The organism is Streptomyces roseochromogenus subsp. oscitans DS 12.976 (assembly GCF_000497445.1).
Classification (GTDB): domain Bacteria; phylum Actinomycetota; class Actinomycetes; order Streptomycetales; family Streptomycetaceae; genus Streptomyces; species Streptomyces oscitans.
This window is the reverse complement of record NZ_CM002285.1, coordinates 4,540,888-4,558,103: the sequence shown is the minus strand read 5'-3', so window position 1 is coordinate 4,558,103 and position 17,216 is coordinate 4,540,888. Positions and strand designations below refer to the sequence as shown.

Below are 17,216 nucleotides of genomic sequence, written 5' to 3'. Positions count from 1 at the left end.
GGTGCCCGCGCCGTTGTCCTCGGCCGCCCTGGCCAAGCGGCTGTTGGACGAGAGCGACCTGGGCGAGGGCTACACCCGCACGCCGCAGCCCCCGGCGCAGCACGACGATATGACCGTGATCGGCTGTCCGGCGCTGGAGAAACGTGGCAGCGAGGTCGCGGTCGGCTGCAGCCTCGACTTCCCGCACGAGGCGAAGTCGTGTGCGCGGCCGACTTCGATATTCCGAAATACGGCGGCAGAGCCCGCCAGGCACAACCGCTGACCAGCACGTAGATGATCGCCGTGAACAGCTTCTCATCAGGCGTGTCCTGCGTTCCGCCACCCTGTGGCCGCATCACCGAGTGCGGGATCAACAGCTCGGCGATCTCCCACAGCCCGTCCGGAACAATCCAACCTCACGTACCCCGCCCCATGCGAGGCCCAACAAGCCCCCACCACATAGGGCACCGTCTTACTCGGCCTGTTGGCGGGCGTCGGGGGCTTCGCGGCGGGGTCGCCGATCGCCTCCAAGAGCGTCTGGTTCTCCGGTCGGCCGAAGCGCCGGAAGATTGCTCCGGCCGGGCCTTGCTCCTGGAGCGTCTTCATACCGGTGACCACGATGGGCAGCTTGCCGTCATATATGTGGAAGTCGTCGTGGGCGCTACGCTGCCAGTGCCGCTGGATCAACTCGGCCAGCTGCGCGATGACGGTGTTTGGGTTGCGCGGGCCGACGCGGTTGAAGACGAGCAGCAGCGGCGGGTGCGGCTGCCCGCCGTGACGGCCGTCGGGCACCCACCAGCGGGTGTGCCACATCGGCCGCTCGGTGCCGTCGGCGTCCTTCACCTTCCGCTGGCAGAACCGCATGTACTTGTCGATCTTCGCCGCGAGTTCCTGCGCGGACTCGAAGCAGTTGTCGATCTCCACGAACAGCAACGGCACCCCGTCCTCGGGCGCGGTGAGCACGATGTCCGCCTGGGCGCTGCCCTTGCCGGGGTTGGACCACGTTCCCGTCGCGGGCAGTGCCACCTCGGTCGCGTAGGAGGCGATGGTGCCCAGCCCGGCCGGGGCGTCGACGGCGGCCTGCGCGGCGGCGAAGGCTTCGGCCGGCTCGCCATCGAGCAGGGCCAGGTCCGGCTTCGGGCGCAGCAGTGCGAACAGGGCGTCGTTGACCGCCATCGGGTGAGAGGCGCCGCTGCGGCCCGCACCACGGGCTGCGCCGCCCATCTCCCCGACCGGCCGCCCCAGCTCGTAGGAGGCAGCCTTCAGCCCCATAGGCGTGAGGTTGCGCAAGGTCTCCCCGCCCGAGGTCCGGCCGCCGTTCTCCACTAGGCCGTGCTTGCGCAGATCGGAGAGCGCCCCGAGGTGTGAGGCGGTACGGGCCTGCTTCTGCTTGGCGGGCGTCTTCTTTTCAGTGTGCCGGTAGGTCAGGTGCGGGGCTGCGATCCGCTGGATCTGGTCGACGGTCGCGAGCTTCAGTACCCCGAGCACGCGCAGCACATCACCGCGCAGGTTGTTCGTCGACCCCGCCGGGTTCGTCTCCCGCTTTCCCGCCATCAACTCCACTTCCTCGTTGCTCGCGCGCGGTCACCGGCCGGACACCGGCCACGCCCGTCCGCAGAGGGCATCCGCCCCTCGGACCCGGTGATTTCCTCCTCCATGGGCATCGCCAGAAGGTCCAGGAGGGAGAAGAGATATATGGCGACGCGGCGCGCGACCGAATCCGCAGTGTGTACCGCGGCTTTCCGTCCTGCTCGATGCCGGGCACCAAAGTGGGTCCCCGAGTGAAAACCCAAGTGCGCAACGGCGAACCGCCGAGTCGTTCTGCCGTCGAACCCAATGAAGATTCGAGGTTGACAGTCTATATACACCTGGTGATCGTCGATCATCAAGAACAATATTTCAGCCCCCCCCTCAAAGTTTCGGCCATCCTGTAACGAGTTGCGCGACCGCCAGGCTCCGGGGAGTGCATGTCACCTGCAAGAACTGAGCCACGGCGGCGTCGGGTGCCCCTATGTCACGCCAATCCAAAGCAGCCGTGATCTACGCCACAGACGCACTCACAACATCCGCGTTAGGGTCTTTTCGATCAACGGGGGATTCCATACGGGCCGAGTCGATAACCCCTTCCTGACCAGAAGGCAATCGACTTAATTGGCGACTCGCAGAGCCGCTGTCGATTTCCCATGGAATCTTTCCGTGCAGACGCGACGGAAAAGAGGTCAAGAATGTCTCCCGTGCTGGAGATGGTGAACACCTCCGAAGAAATCGGCTCTCTGTCCATGAACATCACCGAGAGTGTCCATGGACCCCTGGAACCGGCTATGTTCGTCCACCTCAGCGACGTAGTAAACACCGCCTTGGCGGTTGCTGGGGTTCCGACGCATGCGGCTGTGCACTGCGCTGTGGCGGCACTCACCCACTAAGAAGAACCCGTCCGGCCGGCTTGTAGCGGAATTCCTCTGCTGCACGGAGGACTGAGCGAAAAGGGTTCGATCGGAGCATACTCGGAAGGGGGTAGGTGGATGGATTCCCTCACCTCGATCGTGAATAACGATGAGCGGCTCGATGAGCTTCAAATCGTGTCAGCACAATCGGAGATTCTGGACGAGACCACGGTCCCTGTGCTGTGTACCCCAGCAGTAGCAGTGGGCGCCGTCGCAGCCGCTACGGCGCTTCACTCGATTTGGTGATCTACTCACCTAGTCGACAAGAAAGTCGCAGTTGATTTCTCCGAGAGAAATAGGCCGTGCCCGTGTCTCACGGGCACGGCCCATCTAGTGGCATCCCATCGCAAAAGCATGGTGAAATGTGAAGCTTAGAATTAGTTCCCTTATGGGTAAAATGATTGCCCCGCCCTCCATCGGACGCAGCCGTGCCCTTACCGTCATGGAGCAGACGAGTGCTGTTACTCATCTCATTCATGCTTTAGAGAGTCTTGCATCGGCGCGGGACCGGCAACCTGGCGGTCTAAATCACTGGGATAAGGTGCGCGAGCTCTATGCTTCCAGACATCCATTATTTCGCCGTTCAATCGATATTCTCGCAGATCCGCGTAGTGTTCAGATAGTTCAAGCCACACGTGTGCTGGCCGCCGCATCGCTGTTGGTTCCGGGCACGCCTCGACGTCTTCGGGCTGCGGCGAACAGTGCGCTGGCGTTGACGTCGATGACAAACAACCTGACGCTACTTTACGGAAATGATGGCACGGATCAACTGAGTTTCCATGTACAGGCCGCAGCCGCCATAGCGAGGACGAGCGGCAAGCCCCGGTTGATTGATGCGTGCCTGTGGTACGTGGCTCTTCAGTCGACCATGTCGTACGCCGCCGCCGGATACGCCAAGCTGCCGAGCGATATATGGCGGTCAGGTGATGCCGTGCCCGGCATCCTGCGGACCGAGTCCTTTGGCGAGCAAAGGGCCTATCAAATGGCACAACGTCACCCCACTCTAACTAAACTGACGGCCCATACCGTGCTGGCCCTGGAGTGCGCCTTCCCCGCCGTATTTCTCGCCAAGGGAAGGCCGGCCCCTCTGATGCTCGTCGCGCTCGGGACGTTTCACCTGGTCAACGCTCGAGTGATGGGGCTCGGTCGTTTCGTGTGGGCTTTCACGTCCACCTATCCCGCAGTCCTCTACGCAGTACAGCGCAGCTCCGGGCTACCGGCCGCCCTGGTATCAGGGAGGGCTTCATGACCAGTCGTCACGATGCCCTCCCCCGTGCGTTTGCAGGATTGCTGGCCGGACTTGCCATGACTGGAGTTGCCGCCCAGGCCCTGCGCCACCGCAGAGTCATGCGCGGCCGCGGTAACGAATCACTGTTCGAGACGAGTAGAGGAAACATTCTTGCCTACCGATTTACGGAGTCGGCTGGGGTTTCCTCTGATACTCCAGTCCTGGTCTTTGAAACCGGGATGGCTGCGACGGCGGAGTACTGGTATTGGGCTGAGTTGAATCTCGGTTTGAGTTATCCGACTCTCGTCTACAGCCGGGCCGGCTATGGACGCAGCGAGTTCCGCGATAAGGAGCCGTTCACTCTGCGATCCGCTGTGCTGGACTTGGAGGATCTCATCCGCGACGCCTGCGGTAATCGTCCAGTGGTGATCGTCGGCCACTCGCTTGGCGGGTATCTGGCACTGCGCGCGGCAGAGGAAATGCGCGACCTCGTTCGAGGTCTTTGCTTGCTGGATCCGAGCCACCCTGGCGAGCTGCTGCGTTCTCCCGCTCAGGCCAAGGGAGCCGAGCATGTTTCCTTCAGTCTTACCCTCATGCCCTCCTCGCTTCGCTTGGGATTTGGAGGGTTGCTTGAAATACCATTGCGACTGAAGCAATTTCCCGCGGATCTACAAGGTCTATTTCAGGATCAGTATCGGGACTGGAAACTTTGGGAGGCGGCGAAGAGAGAATGGAGGGCTACTCGGGAAGAATTCCTCAGATATAATGGGGATCTCCCGAAGATCGGCGTGCCTACCTGTCTTGTGGCAGCTGATCGCACCCGTTCGACGGACAATTCCGTGGCCGAACTATACAGTGAACTGGTTGCCGCAGCACCCCGTTCCGAAATGCACGTTGTTGAGAGAGCAGGGCATGATGAGCTGCTCTTGCGTAAGGAAGTATTCAACCTGATCAGACAGTTCGGTGAGAGTCTCGAAGCAGACCAGGATAAAGCAAGGAAAGCGTCATGACACCTAGCATATCTAAGGTTTCTCATGTCTCGTCGGATAGATCCGCGCTGGTTACACGCGGTGTCGAGATAGCTCTTGCCGGGTGGCTGGTTGCCACCTTCCTAAGCCAACACCCTAATCGCGTCTTTGACCGCCTTCGGTCTCTGGGATTTATCGGGAGCTTGATCCCCAACTGGCGGTTCTTTGCTCCCACTCCAGCTCGCCATGACTTTCACATTCTCTACCGTACCCTGACAACGTCGGGAGAGCAGTCGGAATGGAAGCAGGCGTCGTCCATCACTCCGCGCTCCTGGAGCCATGCTATTTGGTTCCCAAACAGGCGCGCAGAGAAAGCAGTCTTCGACATCTGTCACAACCTGCTTGCCGCCAGCGGAAATGAGATCGATCCGACGGAAAGGGTTGAGTTTGGCCTACTTCGCGGATTCGTAGTCCGCAGCATCAAAGAGAACGACCCTGTATGGTCGCAACTCTCTGGATTTCAGATCCTGATCGTCAAGTATAGCGGCTATGACACCTCGCAAACCCCTGAATATCTGCTCGCCTCACCGTTCATCAAGGTGTCCGCGGAAGTCGCACAGGCCAGTTCGGATTCATGACCCGCCATGACCAGCACTGTCCCTGACATTGGCTACGGCCTCCAGTTCGCGCCCTGATACGACCGCGTCATTCCCAAGGAATCCGCGTCCAGGTAAATGGACACCACGACCATGCCCCTCAGTGACCTACGCGCCCGTATGGCCTGGTGGAACAGGACGCACCCCTGATGCGCAGAACGGTTCGCGAGAACCTCACCTACGCCTGGCCCCATGCTCCACAGAGCGAGATCCTCGACGTTGTGGAAGCCGCTCACCTCGCCGAGGTCATTGCAGGCCTTCCACAGGGGCTGGATACCGAACTCGGCGAGGACGGTATCGGCCTGTCCGATGGACAGCGACAGCTCCTGGCCATCGCCCGCGCGTTGCTGCCCCAGCCCGATGTCCTCCTACTCGACGAAGCCACCGCGAATCTGGACTCCAACTCCGAAGCGGCGCTGTGCAAGGCCACCACCGATATCGGCACCCGCTGCCAGATCCTGGTCATCGCGCACCGTATCTCCACCACCATCGGAGCCGACCGAATCCTGGTCATCGAAGACGGCTGCCTGCGAGCAACAGGCACCCACACGGAGCTGATGGAGCACAACGCCACCTACCGGCACTTGGCCAGCCAGCAGCTCACCTCTGCGGGAGCGGTCCATGACTGATGCTGCAATCGTGGGCACCGGTCCCAACGGCCTAGCTGCCGCCATCACCCTCGCCCGCGCCGGACTTAGTGTCACGCTTTTCGAGAAGGCTGACACCATTGGAGGCGGTCTCCGCAGCACGCCGCTGTTTGACCGCGACGTGACGCACGACATCTGCTCTGCCGTCCACCCGATGGCCGCCGCCTCCGCGTTCTTTCGGCAGTTCGAACTGCCCGCCCGTGGGGTCCCACTGCTGCAGCCCGACATGCCCTACGCCCACCCTCTGTCCAACGGCACAGCGGCCGTTGCCTGGCGCAGCATCTACCACACCGCCAGCCACCTCGGCCCGGACGGACCACGTTGGATGAAGCTCATGGCGCCCCTGACCAACCGCTCCACTGAGGTCGTTGGCCTCTTCCTCTCCCCTCAGCGCTCCCTGCCGCGCAGCCTGGCGACACCACTGCTGCTGGCACAACGCGTTCTAGCCCACTCCACCTCCCGTACTCCCTTCACCACCGAACGGGCGCGGGCCTTGCTGACCGGAGTTGCCGCCCACGCCGTGGGCAAACTGCCATCGCTGACCTCAACAGCGGTCGCCCTACTGCTCGGGCATCTTGCGCACAGCAGCGGCTGGCCCCTGCCTCAGGGAGGCAGTACCCGCATAGCCGACGCCATGGCCGCGGACATCACCGCACACGGCGGTGCCATACACACCGGCCACCCCATCAAGGACCTCACCGAGCTCAGCGCCTTCCCTATCGTCATGCTGGACATTGCTCCTAAAGCCTTCCTCGATATGGCCGGGCCCCGGCACACACTGCCCGCCCGCTACCGCAACGCCTTGAGGTCCTACGCGTACGGCCCTGGTGCAGCCAAGGCTGACTTTCTCGTCAACGCTCCGATTCCCTGGGCCAACCCCCTCGTCGGCAAGGCCGGCACCGTGCACCTGGGTGGGACACGCGCTGACATCCTCCGTCAGGAGACCGCCACTGCAGCGAGCCGCCGAGCCGACGCCCCCTTCGTGCTCGTCGTCGACCCGGCAGTCACCGACCCGTCTCGCGCCTGCGGGCACAAGAGACCGGTATGGGCCTATGCCCACGTGCCTCACGGGGACACGCGCGACCCCGTCGACCTGATCCGGCGGCGCATCGAGGACTATGCCCCCGGCTTCACCGATACCGTCATCGCCGCCCGCGGCCTCTCTGCCGCCCAGTACGAGGAGTACAACCCGAACTACGTCGGCGGAGACATCGCCGCTGGCGCCTTGACGCTCCGTCAGTCGCTGGCCCGACCGACGCCCCGCTGGGACCCGTACACCACACCACTGCCGCGCGTGTACCTTTGCTCGGCTTCCACTCCCCCCGGCCCCGGCGTCCACGGCATGTGCGGGTATTTCGCCGCCCTCTCTGCACTCCGCCGCCACCATGCCCTGCGCACTTCGCCGGATCTATCCCCCAAGAAGAGAGATGGGGAGACCAACTGATGAGTCTCCTCCAAACTGATCTCGCAGGTCAGGGCGGGTGTAGCCCGGGCATCGATGTGGGGGAGGCTCCTGTTAGGACAGTTTGACAGGGTCGGAGCATGCTGCGGCTGGTCTCTTCCCTATACCGAGACCACCGACCAGAAAAGCCATCAGCCACGTGATCAGCAACTCTTGTTGGAGCCAGTAAGAGCCGCTGCCGACGCACACCAACTGGTGTTTGGCTCCGGCTCCGACTGCTCGCTACCTCACCGCCAATGCACGAGCCTCGTTAGACTGGCGGCCTAAAGATACGTTTGAAGGGGGCTCAACGTGAGTTTGGGCAAAACTCCTCCGATTCGGGTGCTGCTGGCCGACGCGGATCACACCTTTCGTAAGATGCGATCCCAGCTACTCGCCTTGGAGGATGACTTAGACATCGTGGCTGAGGTCGCCTCCGGAGCCGAGGTCTTGGGGCTAGCGCAACTGCACGCTCCGGACGTCACCGTGCTCACCTCTCCGCTGCCGGGGTGCGACGAGTTGGCCTTAGCCACGGAACTGCGTGCTCAAGTCCCTAGTTGTGCGGTAGTGATTCTCGGCTCCAGTGAGGGTGCTTCGCTGTCGGACGCCCTGGCGGCCGGAGCTCAAGCCATGCTCCTGAAGGAGGCACCAGGGCAGAGGCTCATCCGGGCCATCCGCGCAGTTCACGCGGGGCACCGCTATGTCGATCAGGAATCTGTTGCCGATGCCGTCACCCGCGACAATAGGGCCACCTCGTAAGACGGCCCTATGTGGTGGGGGCTTGTTGGGCCTCGCATGGGGCGGGGTACGTGAGGTTGGATTGTTCCGGACGGGCTGTGGGAGATCGCCGAGCTGTTGATCCCGCACTCGGTGATGCGGCCACAGGGTGGCGGAACGCAGGACACGCCTGATGAGAAGCTGTTCACGGCGATCATCTACGTGCTGGTCAGCGGTTGTGCCTGGCGGGCTCTGCCGCCGTATTTCGGAATATCGAAGTCGGCCGCGCACCGCCGGTTCCTGATCTGGTCGCGGGCCGGGGTGTGGGGTCGGCTTCATGAGGCGGTGCTGCACCGACTCGATGACGCCGGCCTCATCGACGTCTCGCGCGTGGTCCTCGACTCCGCTCACGTGCGGGCTAAAAGGGGGGCGAAGTCACAGGTCCGAGCCCCGTGGACCGGGATAAGCCGGGTTCCAAGGTGCACGTCCTGTCGGACGCGAACGGACTGCCCCTTCTCGTCGGCGTCTCGGCCGCCAACACCCATGAAGGCGAAGCGCTGAGGCCCATGGCCGAGGGTCACCAAACGAGACACGGCCCCACCGCGGCCGCCACTTCAAGCCTCAGCGCCTGCGTGCAGACAAGGCATATGCCATCCCGCATCTGCGGAAATGGTTACGAGGCAAGCGCATCGGCGTGTGCATCGCCCGCAAAGGCGTCGAGTACAGCGAACGGTTGGGTCGCCGCAGGTGGGTGATCGAGCGGACGGTCTCGTGGCTGTCCGGCTACCGCCGCCTCAGCCCCCGTTACGAGCGCCCCTCCCGCAACTACCTCGCCTTGCTCGGCCTCGCCGCAGCCCTGTGGTGCTTCAAGCGACTGCTCCGCCTCACCACATAGGACCGTCTTAATTCCTGTCGCAACGGCGGCCCACTTTGTGGGCCGCCGTTGGTGTGGACCAGTCAGTTGTCTTCGTGTAGGGCGCGGTATTCGAGGGTGTCTTCCGCCGTGACGATCTCGGCCAGGCGTTCGAACTCCGCGTAGTCCTCGTCGGTCATGATGGCGACGGCATCGCTGACCATGGATCCCTTGGGGAGCTTGGCGAAGTACTTCATGAGCAGGTCGAAGAAGGCGTCCTGCATCGCGCCGAGTTCACGCTGCCATTCGGCTTCCAGCCGTGACTGCGTCTTCGCGGCGGCAACCTCTTCCGGGGTGCAGGTGATCAGCAGGGCATGCTCGGCATGGGTGAACGGACGTCCGTCACGGTGGTACGGGCGCGTCAGGTCGTCGCGACGGCTGAAGTCCACCTTGGTGATGAGGAGGATGACTTCGGGGCGAACGGAGGAGTGGGGCACGGGTGATTCCTGATGGGTTTGTGCTGGTGAGCGGTGCAGGGGGAGTGCGCTGGCTGGTGGTGCTCGTGGCATGACGTGCGGGTGCCTTGGTCGGGACGGTGTTGGCTGCGAGGGCGAGAGCCCTCGCGTCGGGGTGTCTGTCGGACGCGGGCCGGCGGTGGGCGTGACGCGGGTCCGACTGCGGTGGTGCGACGGACCGGGGAGCGTGGCGTGGGGTGTCTGGACACCAAATGCTCCGGAGAATCCCCGGTTTCGGTAACCGGGGATCGTCGGCTACCTTCCGCCTGCGCTCGTCCAGTCAGTGCCGACGGGCGGTGGCGTTCGCTGCCCGGTTCGCGGGTTGTGCGGTGCGCGCCGGGGCGCGGTGCTTGTCTGGGGTGGGTGTGCCGTGGGGGTTTTGTGGGGCGGCGGGCAGGTGGGCAGGTGGGCGCTGCGGCGCAGGCGCCAGACGAGGACGTCGCTGATGGAGGTGGCAGTGTCGCGCGATCGGCTGGTGCTGGCGAGTGGTTCGGCACGGTGTCGGCGGGTGGTGCTCGGGGCATGGGGTGTGCCTTGGTCCGGGGATGCATGGGCTAGGAGGGCGAAGGGCCTTCGTGCTGGGGCGAGTGGTGTGGGGCGTCAGGAGCCGCTGCGAGGTCCGTTTGAAGCGCCGTGCGAGGGCTGCCGGTCGAACTGCTCACCCCCAGCGCCTACGCGGGACTGCTCACCGTCGCCGTGCGGGCGACGCCTTTGGAGCAGGGACGGTCGCTGCCGGATGGACCGTAGGACCGGGGCGCTGTACGGCACTGTGGGCTTGCGCGGCACGGGCGTGGGGGCTGGGTGCGTGGCGTTCACCAAGGCGCTGGATGCGCCAGGTGAGGACTTGTGCCGGTGAGTGGGCATCGTCCAGCGGGCGTTGCCCGGCTGCTTGTTGGAGCAGGTCGGCGGGATTGTGGCCCTTGCGTTGGGCGTTGGCGAGTGCGGCCGTCAGTGCGTCCCAGGCGGGCTCGTCGAGGATCTGTTCGGCGTGGGCGGGCACAGCCTTGCGCAGGTGCTCGGCGTAGCGGCGTGCGGTGTCGGCGGGAGGCTTGCGCGCGGCGAGTCGTGCCAGAGGGGCCGGCGCGGCCTGTCCGTAGGCGGCCTGGAGGTGGAGCAGGGTCTGCTGGGCTGCGGCGACCTGCTGGTCGTGGTGGCGCAGAGCGCTGTGGCGGCGCACGGCGATGACGGTGAGGATCGCGGCGTCCACGAGCATCGCGATGAGGCCGTCGTCGGCGGGGTGGGTGCTCAGGGTCTTGCACGCGCCGCGCAGCGCGCGGGCGTGCTGGTGGTCCACGTGGGCACGGGTGTTGACTGCGTACTCGAACGCGAAGGCCGCCTTGCGCAGCTCGGCGCGGATGTGGGCGGGGGCGAGGGCGGGCAGGGCGTAGAGGATCTCCCCGAACGCCACCAGGTGCGCTGAGGCCGGCGCGGGGTCGTCCTGGGTGAGGTGGTGGGGGATGCGCTCGATGGCGGCGGTGGCCTGGTGCCACGGGTTCGGCCGGGGCCGGCCTGCCGGCTGCGGGGCAGTCGGTTCGGTGGGTTCGGTGGCGGCCAGGCGTTCTTGGATCTTGGGCAGGGACAGGTCGGTGGCGAGAGCGGTGCCGGAGTACCAGATGGGTTTGCCGTCGGTGGTGTCGCCGGGCAGGGCGACCTTGTAGCCGTTCAGGTCGCCGGAGGGCAGGGTGCGGGTTTCGACCTGCAGGCCCGCATCGGCGAGCAGGCCCAGGAACTCCTCCACGCTGTGGGCGTGGGAGAGCGCGGTGCGCACCGTCAGGCGCAGCTGTTCGCGTACGGCACGGGGGTGTCCGTTGCGGGCGGCCTTCTCCGTCTCCGCCCGGGTGGGGCGCTTGGCTGCGGGCCAGGCGTCACGATCACGGTCGACCTGATGGAGGCCGAAGTCGTTCTCGATCCTGGTGAGTTCGGTCATGGCGCGGTGGTAGTCGTTCCAGTTGCGCGGAGGGCGCAGGTCCCCGCGCATTTTCGTGGCGACGATGTGGATGTGGTCGTCCGCGTGGCGCACGGCGATCCAGCGGCAGCCGTCCGGATCGCCGACGGGGGCGATGCCGGTGGCGGCCAGGATGCGGCGGGCGATGGTGGCCCACTCGTCGTCGGTCAGGGCGCGGTCCCCGGGCGCGGCGCGCAGCGAGCAGTGCCACACGTGTCCCTCCGGAGCCTGGTCACCGGCCTGCTTCACCCGCAGGTCGAGTGCCTGGACGAGCTGGTCCATCCGCTGCTCGTGGCCAGGGCTGCCCTTCGGGCCAGGGTCCGGGGCGAAGCCGTCCCAGGAGGCGACGATGTGCTGGTCGGTGTGCTCGTTGGCACGGCCCTTATCGAACAGGTAGATCAGCACACCGCGTGTGTTGCTGCCCGGCTTGACGATGTTCGCGATCACGCCCGGCCCGCCCTCTGCTCGGCGGCCCGGAACGCGGCCTCGTCCACGGCCTTGACCGAGTCCCGGACGGTGGCGAGCAGGCGCTCAGACCGGTTGAGTATCGCGGCGTCCACAGGGTGCGGATCGCCGTCGGAGTTGAGGCGGCGGGCGATCTGGTTGACGTTGTTGCCGATCCGGGCGATCTGGGTGCGCAGGGCGGCGAACTCGTCGATCACGTCGTCGTAGGCCGTGCGCTGGTCAGGCAGGTGTTCCTCGCCGTTGACGAAGGCCATGACGACCGCGCCGACCAGGTGCGCGCCGGTGATGTGCAACGACTTCGCCCTGGCCAGGATCTTCGCTTTCTCCTCGCCGCTGTAGCGGGCATCGACACGCTCCTTGCGCTGGCCGTCGCCGCTGGCTGCGCGGCGGCGGGCGACACGGTAGAGCGCGGCTTCATCGCCGGCACGCACAACGGCAGACGACAGCTGCCCGGCGTCAACAGCGCCACCCACCCCCTCCAGCTCCGGCACGCCCTCGTGCCGGAGTCCCTCCTCCGCCACCCCCAGGGCGGAGGAGTTCGCGTCGGACCGACCCATGGACGGTCCGACGCCATTGCTTGCTCCGCCTGGGGCAGGGGTGGTCAGCAGAGAGTTTTCGTGGGTGGTGGGGTCTTGATGGTGTGGGGTGTGCATGGGGCCTTTCGTGCCGGGGTGGTCGGGAGTGCTGGTGCTGCGGGGATCAGCGGTGTGAATCGCTGGCCTCGGCCCTGAGCTGGGCCTTGAATGCGCGGACGACGCATCCGACGTCGTCGCTGGAGACGGTGTAGTCATCGGCGCGCAGGGCGTCCTCCACCCGGTCGCGTCCGACACTGCCGGTTTCCTCGTACATGCGGCGGGTGTACGCGAGGATGGCCTCGTCGGAGGCGCGGGGTTTGCCGTCGTCGCGTTTCTTCCGGGCAGCCGGTTTCCGCTCGCGCCTGCCCGGAACGCTGCCCGAGGCGTTGCCCGTGAGCGTCGGGCTGTCTTCGGTCTCTGCCCGCGCGAGCAGTCCTGGCTCCGGACGGGCAGGCCGCGGGCGGGCAGCCGGAGGCACCTCGCCGTCGCCCGGATCTGATGGGTGCGGGCGGGCAGCGTCCTCTGCCCGCGGCACTGACTCCCGGCGGGCGGAGCCCGGGCGACTGTGCCCGGATTCGTGGGCGGTGTACGAGGCCGGGGCCTGCCAGCGCGGCGGCAGTGTGAGGGAGGCGAGGCCGAGGGCCTGCCTGCGCGTGGCGAGCTTGCGCAGCAGCAGCTCGTCCTGGAGCGGATCGCCATCGACATCGGCCCGCTCCAGAGCCTGGTGCAGTCGCTCCGTCAGGCGCCGTCGCCGCCGCTTGCCGCGCTTCTTGTCGGCCACCGACTCGGCGCGCAGGATCAGGGCGACGGCTTCGGCCAGTGCGCGCTCGCGGATGAGGCGGGCGGCGTCGGCGTCCTGGTCGGCGATGCCGAGGCGGGCGAGCAGGCGTTCGCGTGCCTGGCGGACGAGGACGGCGGCCAGGCTGCGCGAGGCGGCATCAGGGGTGCGGTGGCGCAGTTCGATGCCCATGGCCAGGTGCCAGAGGATCGCGGCCAGGACCGGGCCGACGAAGGCGCGTACGGTGCCGCCGACCAGCCCGGACTCGGCGTAGGCGGGCAGAACCTGGACCGAGGTGATGACCCAGGTGAGGGTTCCGGGCGTTCCCGGTGCCTGCTTCGGGCCGTTGAGGTTCTGGCGCGCCATCAGCGCGGTGGCGAACAGCGCGAGCTCGGCGGCACCGAACATCGCGACACGCTCGGCGGTGCCGCCCATGTCGAGGTAGTCGGCGGCGAACCGCCAGCTGGTGTCCGCGCTGTAGGCGGTGCAGCCGATCGCGGCCATGGCCGCGACGGGCACTGCGATGGCCCCGCGCCGGCGGTTGGCGCCGGACGGCCGGCGGCGCTGCTGACGAACCGTCCACCCGGCGAACAGGGCGAACAGCACAAGCAGGACAAGGAGCGTCACGGTCATCGCGGGGGAGGCCGCCCACCCCGGCAGAAGCGAAGCACTGCTGTGTTCGGCAACCGAGGCTATCGGGGCAGGGGAGGGCAAGTCAGGTCTCTCCAGGGGGTGCGATGGGGCGTGTGGTGCAGGAGTAAGGAGCGTTCACGCGACCCCCTTCTAAAAGGGGCCTCTCGGTGGCGGGCGTACGCTGCCAGCGCTATTCGGCGCCGTGTAGATGCGCCAGGGCACGCGCACGGGCGCAGTAGGGGAGACGTGGGTCCGACGGAAGTGCCGAGGTGGTTTTCGTACCTCCGGCGGCCAGCCTCAGCCGATCTCGTCGACGGCGTCCCACAGCGCGTCTTGCTCGTCCTCCACCAGCTCGATGACCTTCTGCAATTGATCGTCAGCGACCTTCAGGCCGCGAACCTCCCGGATCTCCCGTGCGATCTCGGTGTCCTCGACATCGCCTATCCGCGCTACCACGAGGCGGGCGATGGCCAGCAGTTCGTCGATCGAAGCGTTTGGAGGTTGCTCGGCGCGTCGAGGAGTCGACACCTGCTTAGGTTCTGGCGCAGGCTCGGATGAGCGGTGCGGGTCCCCGCTATGGGTGTGGCTGTCCTCCGGTTCGCGTTCGCGTGCCGTAGGGGCCTGGTTGACGGCACGCGGACGGGCACCGGAATCCGACGCCCGTGCTGTCTGCGAAGCGGCGGCCGGCAGATCGCCGGGACAGGTGCAAGAAGCGGCCGGTGGCTCCGACGGCCGATCCAAGATGGGTTCTCGGCGGTCGGCGGTCCGGTCACCGAGCTGGTGGATCTGACGCATGAAGACGCCGAAGGCCAGCAGCGCGGCGGTCGGGGGCACCGCGGCGACGATCTGGTCGAGCAGGGGCACGCTGCTGGCGTGGCCCGCACCGCTGACCCCGACCACGCTGAGCGCGATGGATCCGACCGACCCGATGGCGGTCAGCGCGATGGCCCAGCCGTCGGTGACCCGGCGCAGGCCCGCCCGGAGCATCAGCAACTCGCCTGCGACAACGCATGCGTACAGGGTCGCGGGCCAGACCCAGCGGCGAGCGGGCGAGCCACCCAGCCCATGTGCTCCTGCGACCTCGGCGAGATGCGCGTACGACAGCCAGAAACCGCCGGCGGTGAGGGCGGCCACGACGGCAACCGCCGTGATGAGCACAAACCTCTCGGGAGCGTACTTGGGCATCAGCGGCTCCCCCTCGGGGCGACGTGCACGACTCCGGTACGGCCGTGCGAAAAGGTGGGTGGGCAGGCGTGGGGTGGTGAGTATGGGAGTTCTCCAGGTGGATGGGAGGGGGTATTGGAGGGGCGGTGGCCCGGGAGACACCCAGAGCCGGGTCCGCCATCACCGGGCTGGCCAAGGCGCGCACGGTGCCGAAGGGCGGAGCGGGTGTGAAGGAAGAAGAGCGGCAGGGAGATGCGGATCAGGCGGCCGCACGCCGGGCAGGCTTCGCAGCGGCGAGGTCCACGCGGGTCGGGTGCGGGGTAGCGCGGGGTGCTTTGCCTCGGGCACGTCCGTCGGGGCCTACGCGTCGGCTGCGGCAGGGTTCACCCTCACCCGCGTAGCACCACTGACACGGGACGCTGAGGGCGTCGGTATGTCCTGCGGCGACTGCGGCCTCGCGTGCGGCTCGGGCCGGCCGGTAGCGGGCGAGCTCGGCGCGTGCGGCTGGCGGGATGCACGATCCGATGGTCCGCAAGCGGGCCTCGATGTCGGGGTGCGGACCGCCGTTGGTGAGCTGCCGGTGCGTCGAGGGTGCGGCCGCACCGGCAGCGACTGCGTGCCGGGTGGCGAGCAGTTCGGCTCGCCAGGCGTCAGGGTTGTCCGGGTTCGCGGACGGTGTGGGGTCGGTGTGCCTCTGCAGCCGATCGCGACGGTAGATGCGCCACTTGCGGGCGACGTCCACGGGCAGGATCGGATACGGGCAGTCGAGGACGTGGGCCCGTATCACCTCACGGACGTCCCAGCCGTGGTCGGTGGCGAAGGGCACGTCGCCGAGCAGCTCGTGCCACTGGGCGATCTGGTCACGGGCTTCGCCCGTGTCGGTGCGGATGGTGCGGGGGTCGAGGCGGCCGATGTAGGCGAGGACGGCGGCGGCTTCGTTGCGCTCCAGGGGTGGTTACTCCGTTCCGGTCGGTTCGTCGAGGGCGGCGAGCAGGGCGGCCATGTGCGCGTCGGCGCGGGTCATGCCAGGGGGCGGGGCGGGGGTGCCGCCGGGTAGGGCGTAGAGGTTCGGGCGTCCGGCGGTGGGGGTGCGCTCGCGGGCGATCCACGCGCGCCAGTCGGCACCCCAGGCGGCGGCAGTACGGGGAGCCCACGTGGCCCGGTAGGTGCGCCACTTCTCGTCGGCGGCGCGCAGGGCGTGCTCGCCGAGTCGGTCGAGGTGGCCGTGGTGCTGCAGCCAGGCTCGGGCGTCATCGTCGATCCTCCAGTCGGTGGCAGGGATGAGCGGGGTAGAGCTGCTGCTGTTACTACCGTTCACCTTCGGTTCACTTCTGTTCTGGGGGTCGGAATCCGTGCCCCCTGAGGGTCTGAATCCGTACCCCCCAGGGGTCAGATTCTGTGCTGGGGGGTCGGATTCCGGTCCCCCGTCGAAGGTGTCGACAGGGTCGGATTCCGGCCCCCCTTGGGCTGGATTCCGGCCCCCCGGGAGGGTCGGTTCCTGGCTCCCCTCGGTGGCCTGTTCGGTGAGGAACCGAGCAGCGGCCGGGAGGTGGTAGTACGTCTCTCCCCGTGGCCCCCTGCGGCCGGCGATCTGTACCAGCTCTCCGCTGGAGATCAGCTTGGCCAGCGCGTCGCGCACGGCTGTGCGGGAGGCGTTCGCGCGCTTCACGAGGGTGGCCACGGACGCGTACGCGACGCACCGCCGGTCTGGGCACCGGTCGGCGATCAGGGCGAGCACCATGCGGGCGGTGCCTTTGCTGCGGCTGTGGTTCCACACCCATTCGCGGGCGTCGTGGCTCATGGGGCGGGGGCTCCTAGGTCAGAGGGGAGGTGCGTTGAGCCCTCGTCGGGCGGTGCGCGGGGAAGGGGTACACGGGGTGCCCTGCCCGGAGGGCTCGGGGAGGGACGGGGCCGTGCGCAGATGGGTCTCTTGGGCCCAGCGTTGGCAGGTCGGGGCCCATGCCCCGGAGTCGGTGTCCGGGGCGCATAGCCAAGACAGCCACACCGATGCCGCACAAGTCCAGCATTCCCGCCTGGAAATCAGACAGCTGACGGAGAACGCGTCCTGCGCGGCAATGCCAAAACCATAAGACCAGATCCCCGGTTGCCGAAATCAATCGTCCAGCACGCGGAGCCAGAAGGATCGTTTCGGCGAGCCGTTGACGTCCTGCGAGTGGCGAAGCCACAACGCAACACCCCACGTCAGGA

General features: G+C 66.7%; 15 protein-coding genes and 2 pseudogenes. 8 read left to right on the top strand and 9 right to left on the bottom strand.

The genetic code is table 11. The annotated features are described in order from the left end of the window. Position 1: 1 nt before the first annotated feature. Positions 2-262: a hypothetical protein gene (locus M878_RS97595; protein ID WP_023548228.1), complete on the top strand. Its 261-nt coding sequence runs from the start codon at positions 2-4 to the stop codon at positions 260-262. On the opposite strand, the pseudogene M878_RS94515 reads toward M878_RS97595, so the two are convergent. Both M878_RS94515 and M878_RS92940 read right to left on the bottom strand, forming a co-directional pair. Continuing rightward, positions 201-389: pseudogene (locus tag M878_RS94515) on the bottom strand (transposase); the annotation flags it as partial. The gene M878_RS97595 and the pseudogene M878_RS94515 overlap by 62 nt on opposite strands. Next, positions 298-1,533: a replication-relaxation family protein gene (locus M878_RS92940; protein WP_023548226.1), complete on the bottom strand. Its 1,236-nt coding sequence runs from the start codon at positions 1,531-1,533 to the stop codon at positions 298-300. The gene M878_RS92940 and the pseudogene M878_RS94515, both read right to left, overlap by 92 nt. Before the next feature lie 1,332 nt (positions 1,534-2,865). Between M878_RS92940 and M878_RS97590 the strand changes: the two genes are divergently transcribed. From M878_RS97590 to M878_RS96505, 7 genes and pseudogenes are all read left to right on the top strand, one after another. Continuing rightward, the gene (locus tag M878_RS97590; RefSeq protein ID WP_158692714.1) at positions 2,866-3,672 is read left to right on the top strand and encodes a hypothetical protein; all 807 of its coding nucleotides are present in this window, start codon (positions 2,866-2,868) and stop codon (positions 3,670-3,672) included. Continuing rightward, the gene (locus M878_RS94510) at positions 3,669-4,661 is read left to right on the top strand and encodes an alpha/beta fold hydrolase (RefSeq protein WP_078630323.1); all 993 of its coding nucleotides are present in this window, start codon (positions 3,669-3,671) and stop codon (positions 4,659-4,661) included. The genes M878_RS97590 and M878_RS94510 overlap by 4 nt, the downstream gene beginning before the upstream one ends. Further along, positions 4,658-5,257 carry a hypothetical protein gene (locus M878_RS97585; protein ID WP_158692713.1) on the top strand — a complete coding sequence of 200 codons (600 nt, stop codon included), beginning with the start codon at positions 4,658-4,660 and terminating at the stop codon, positions 5,255-5,257. Before M878_RS94510 ends, M878_RS97585 begins: the two co-directional genes overlap by 4 nt. Positions 5,258-5,403: 146 nt before the next feature. Further along, on the top strand, positions 5,404-5,904 hold the full coding sequence (locus M878_RS69270) for an ATP-binding cassette domain-containing protein (RefSeq protein WP_209445543.1): 501 nt from the start codon (positions 5,404-5,406) through the stop codon (positions 5,902-5,904). A 10-nt stretch (positions 5,905-5,914) separates the two neighbouring features. Next, on the top strand, positions 5,915-7,366 hold the full coding sequence (locus M878_RS69265) for a phytoene desaturase family protein (protein ID WP_342452724.1): 1,452 nt from the start codon (positions 5,915-5,917) through the stop codon (positions 7,364-7,366). 309 nt (positions 7,367-7,675) lie between these two features. Then, complete coding sequence (locus M878_RS69260) at positions 7,676-8,122, top strand: response regulator (RefSeq protein WP_158692712.1); 447 nt, start codon at positions 7,676-7,678, stop codon at positions 8,120-8,122. A 60-nt stretch (positions 8,123-8,182) separates the two neighbouring features. Next, positions 8,183-8,975: pseudogene (locus M878_RS96505) on the top strand (IS5 family transposase). Positions 8,976-9,037: 62 nt separating this feature from the next. On the opposite strand, the gene M878_RS69250 reads toward M878_RS96505, so the two are convergent. The 7 genes from M878_RS69250 to M878_RS69220 all read right to left on the bottom strand — a co-directional run bounded on the left by M878_RS69250 (position 9,038) and on the right by M878_RS69220 (position 16,809). Beyond that, positions 9,038-9,430 (bottom strand): hypothetical protein, encoded by a 393-nt coding sequence (locus M878_RS69250; RefSeq protein WP_023548216.1) that lies wholly within the window; start codon positions 9,428-9,430, stop codon positions 9,038-9,040. A gap of 703 nt (positions 9,431-10,133) precedes the next feature. Then, positions 10,134-11,840 carry a relaxase/mobilization nuclease domain-containing protein gene (locus M878_RS69245; protein WP_023548214.1) on the bottom strand — a complete coding sequence of 569 codons (1,707 nt, stop codon included), beginning with the start codon at positions 11,838-11,840 and terminating at the stop codon, positions 10,134-10,136. Then, complete coding sequence (locus M878_RS69240) at positions 11,837-12,511, bottom strand: MobC family plasmid mobilization relaxosome protein (RefSeq protein WP_031225314.1); 675 nt, start codon at positions 12,509-12,511, stop codon at positions 11,837-11,839. Before M878_RS69240 ends, M878_RS69245 begins: the two co-directional genes overlap by 4 nt. Positions 12,512-12,557: 46 nt before the next feature. Then, a complete protein-coding gene (locus M878_RS69235) occupies positions 12,558-13,844 on the bottom strand; it encodes a hypothetical protein (protein WP_023548210.1) in 1,287 nt (428 codons plus the stop codon). 297 nt (positions 13,845-14,141) lie between these two features. Next, positions 14,142-15,029, bottom strand: coding sequence for a DUF2637 domain-containing protein (locus tag M878_RS92935; protein WP_023548208.1), 888 nt, complete (start codon positions 15,027-15,029; stop codon positions 14,142-14,144). Between the two features lie 238 nt (positions 15,030-15,267). Further along, positions 15,268-15,957: a zinc finger domain-containing protein gene (locus tag M878_RS69225; protein WP_031225312.1), complete on the bottom strand. Its 690-nt coding sequence runs from the start codon at positions 15,955-15,957 to the stop codon at positions 15,268-15,270. A gap of 6 nt (positions 15,958-15,963) precedes the next feature. Further along, entirely contained in the window at positions 15,964-16,809 is an 846-nt protein-coding gene (locus tag M878_RS69220) for a DNA-binding protein (RefSeq protein ID WP_023548204.1), read from the bottom strand. Positions 16,810-17,216 lie beyond the last annotated feature (407 nt).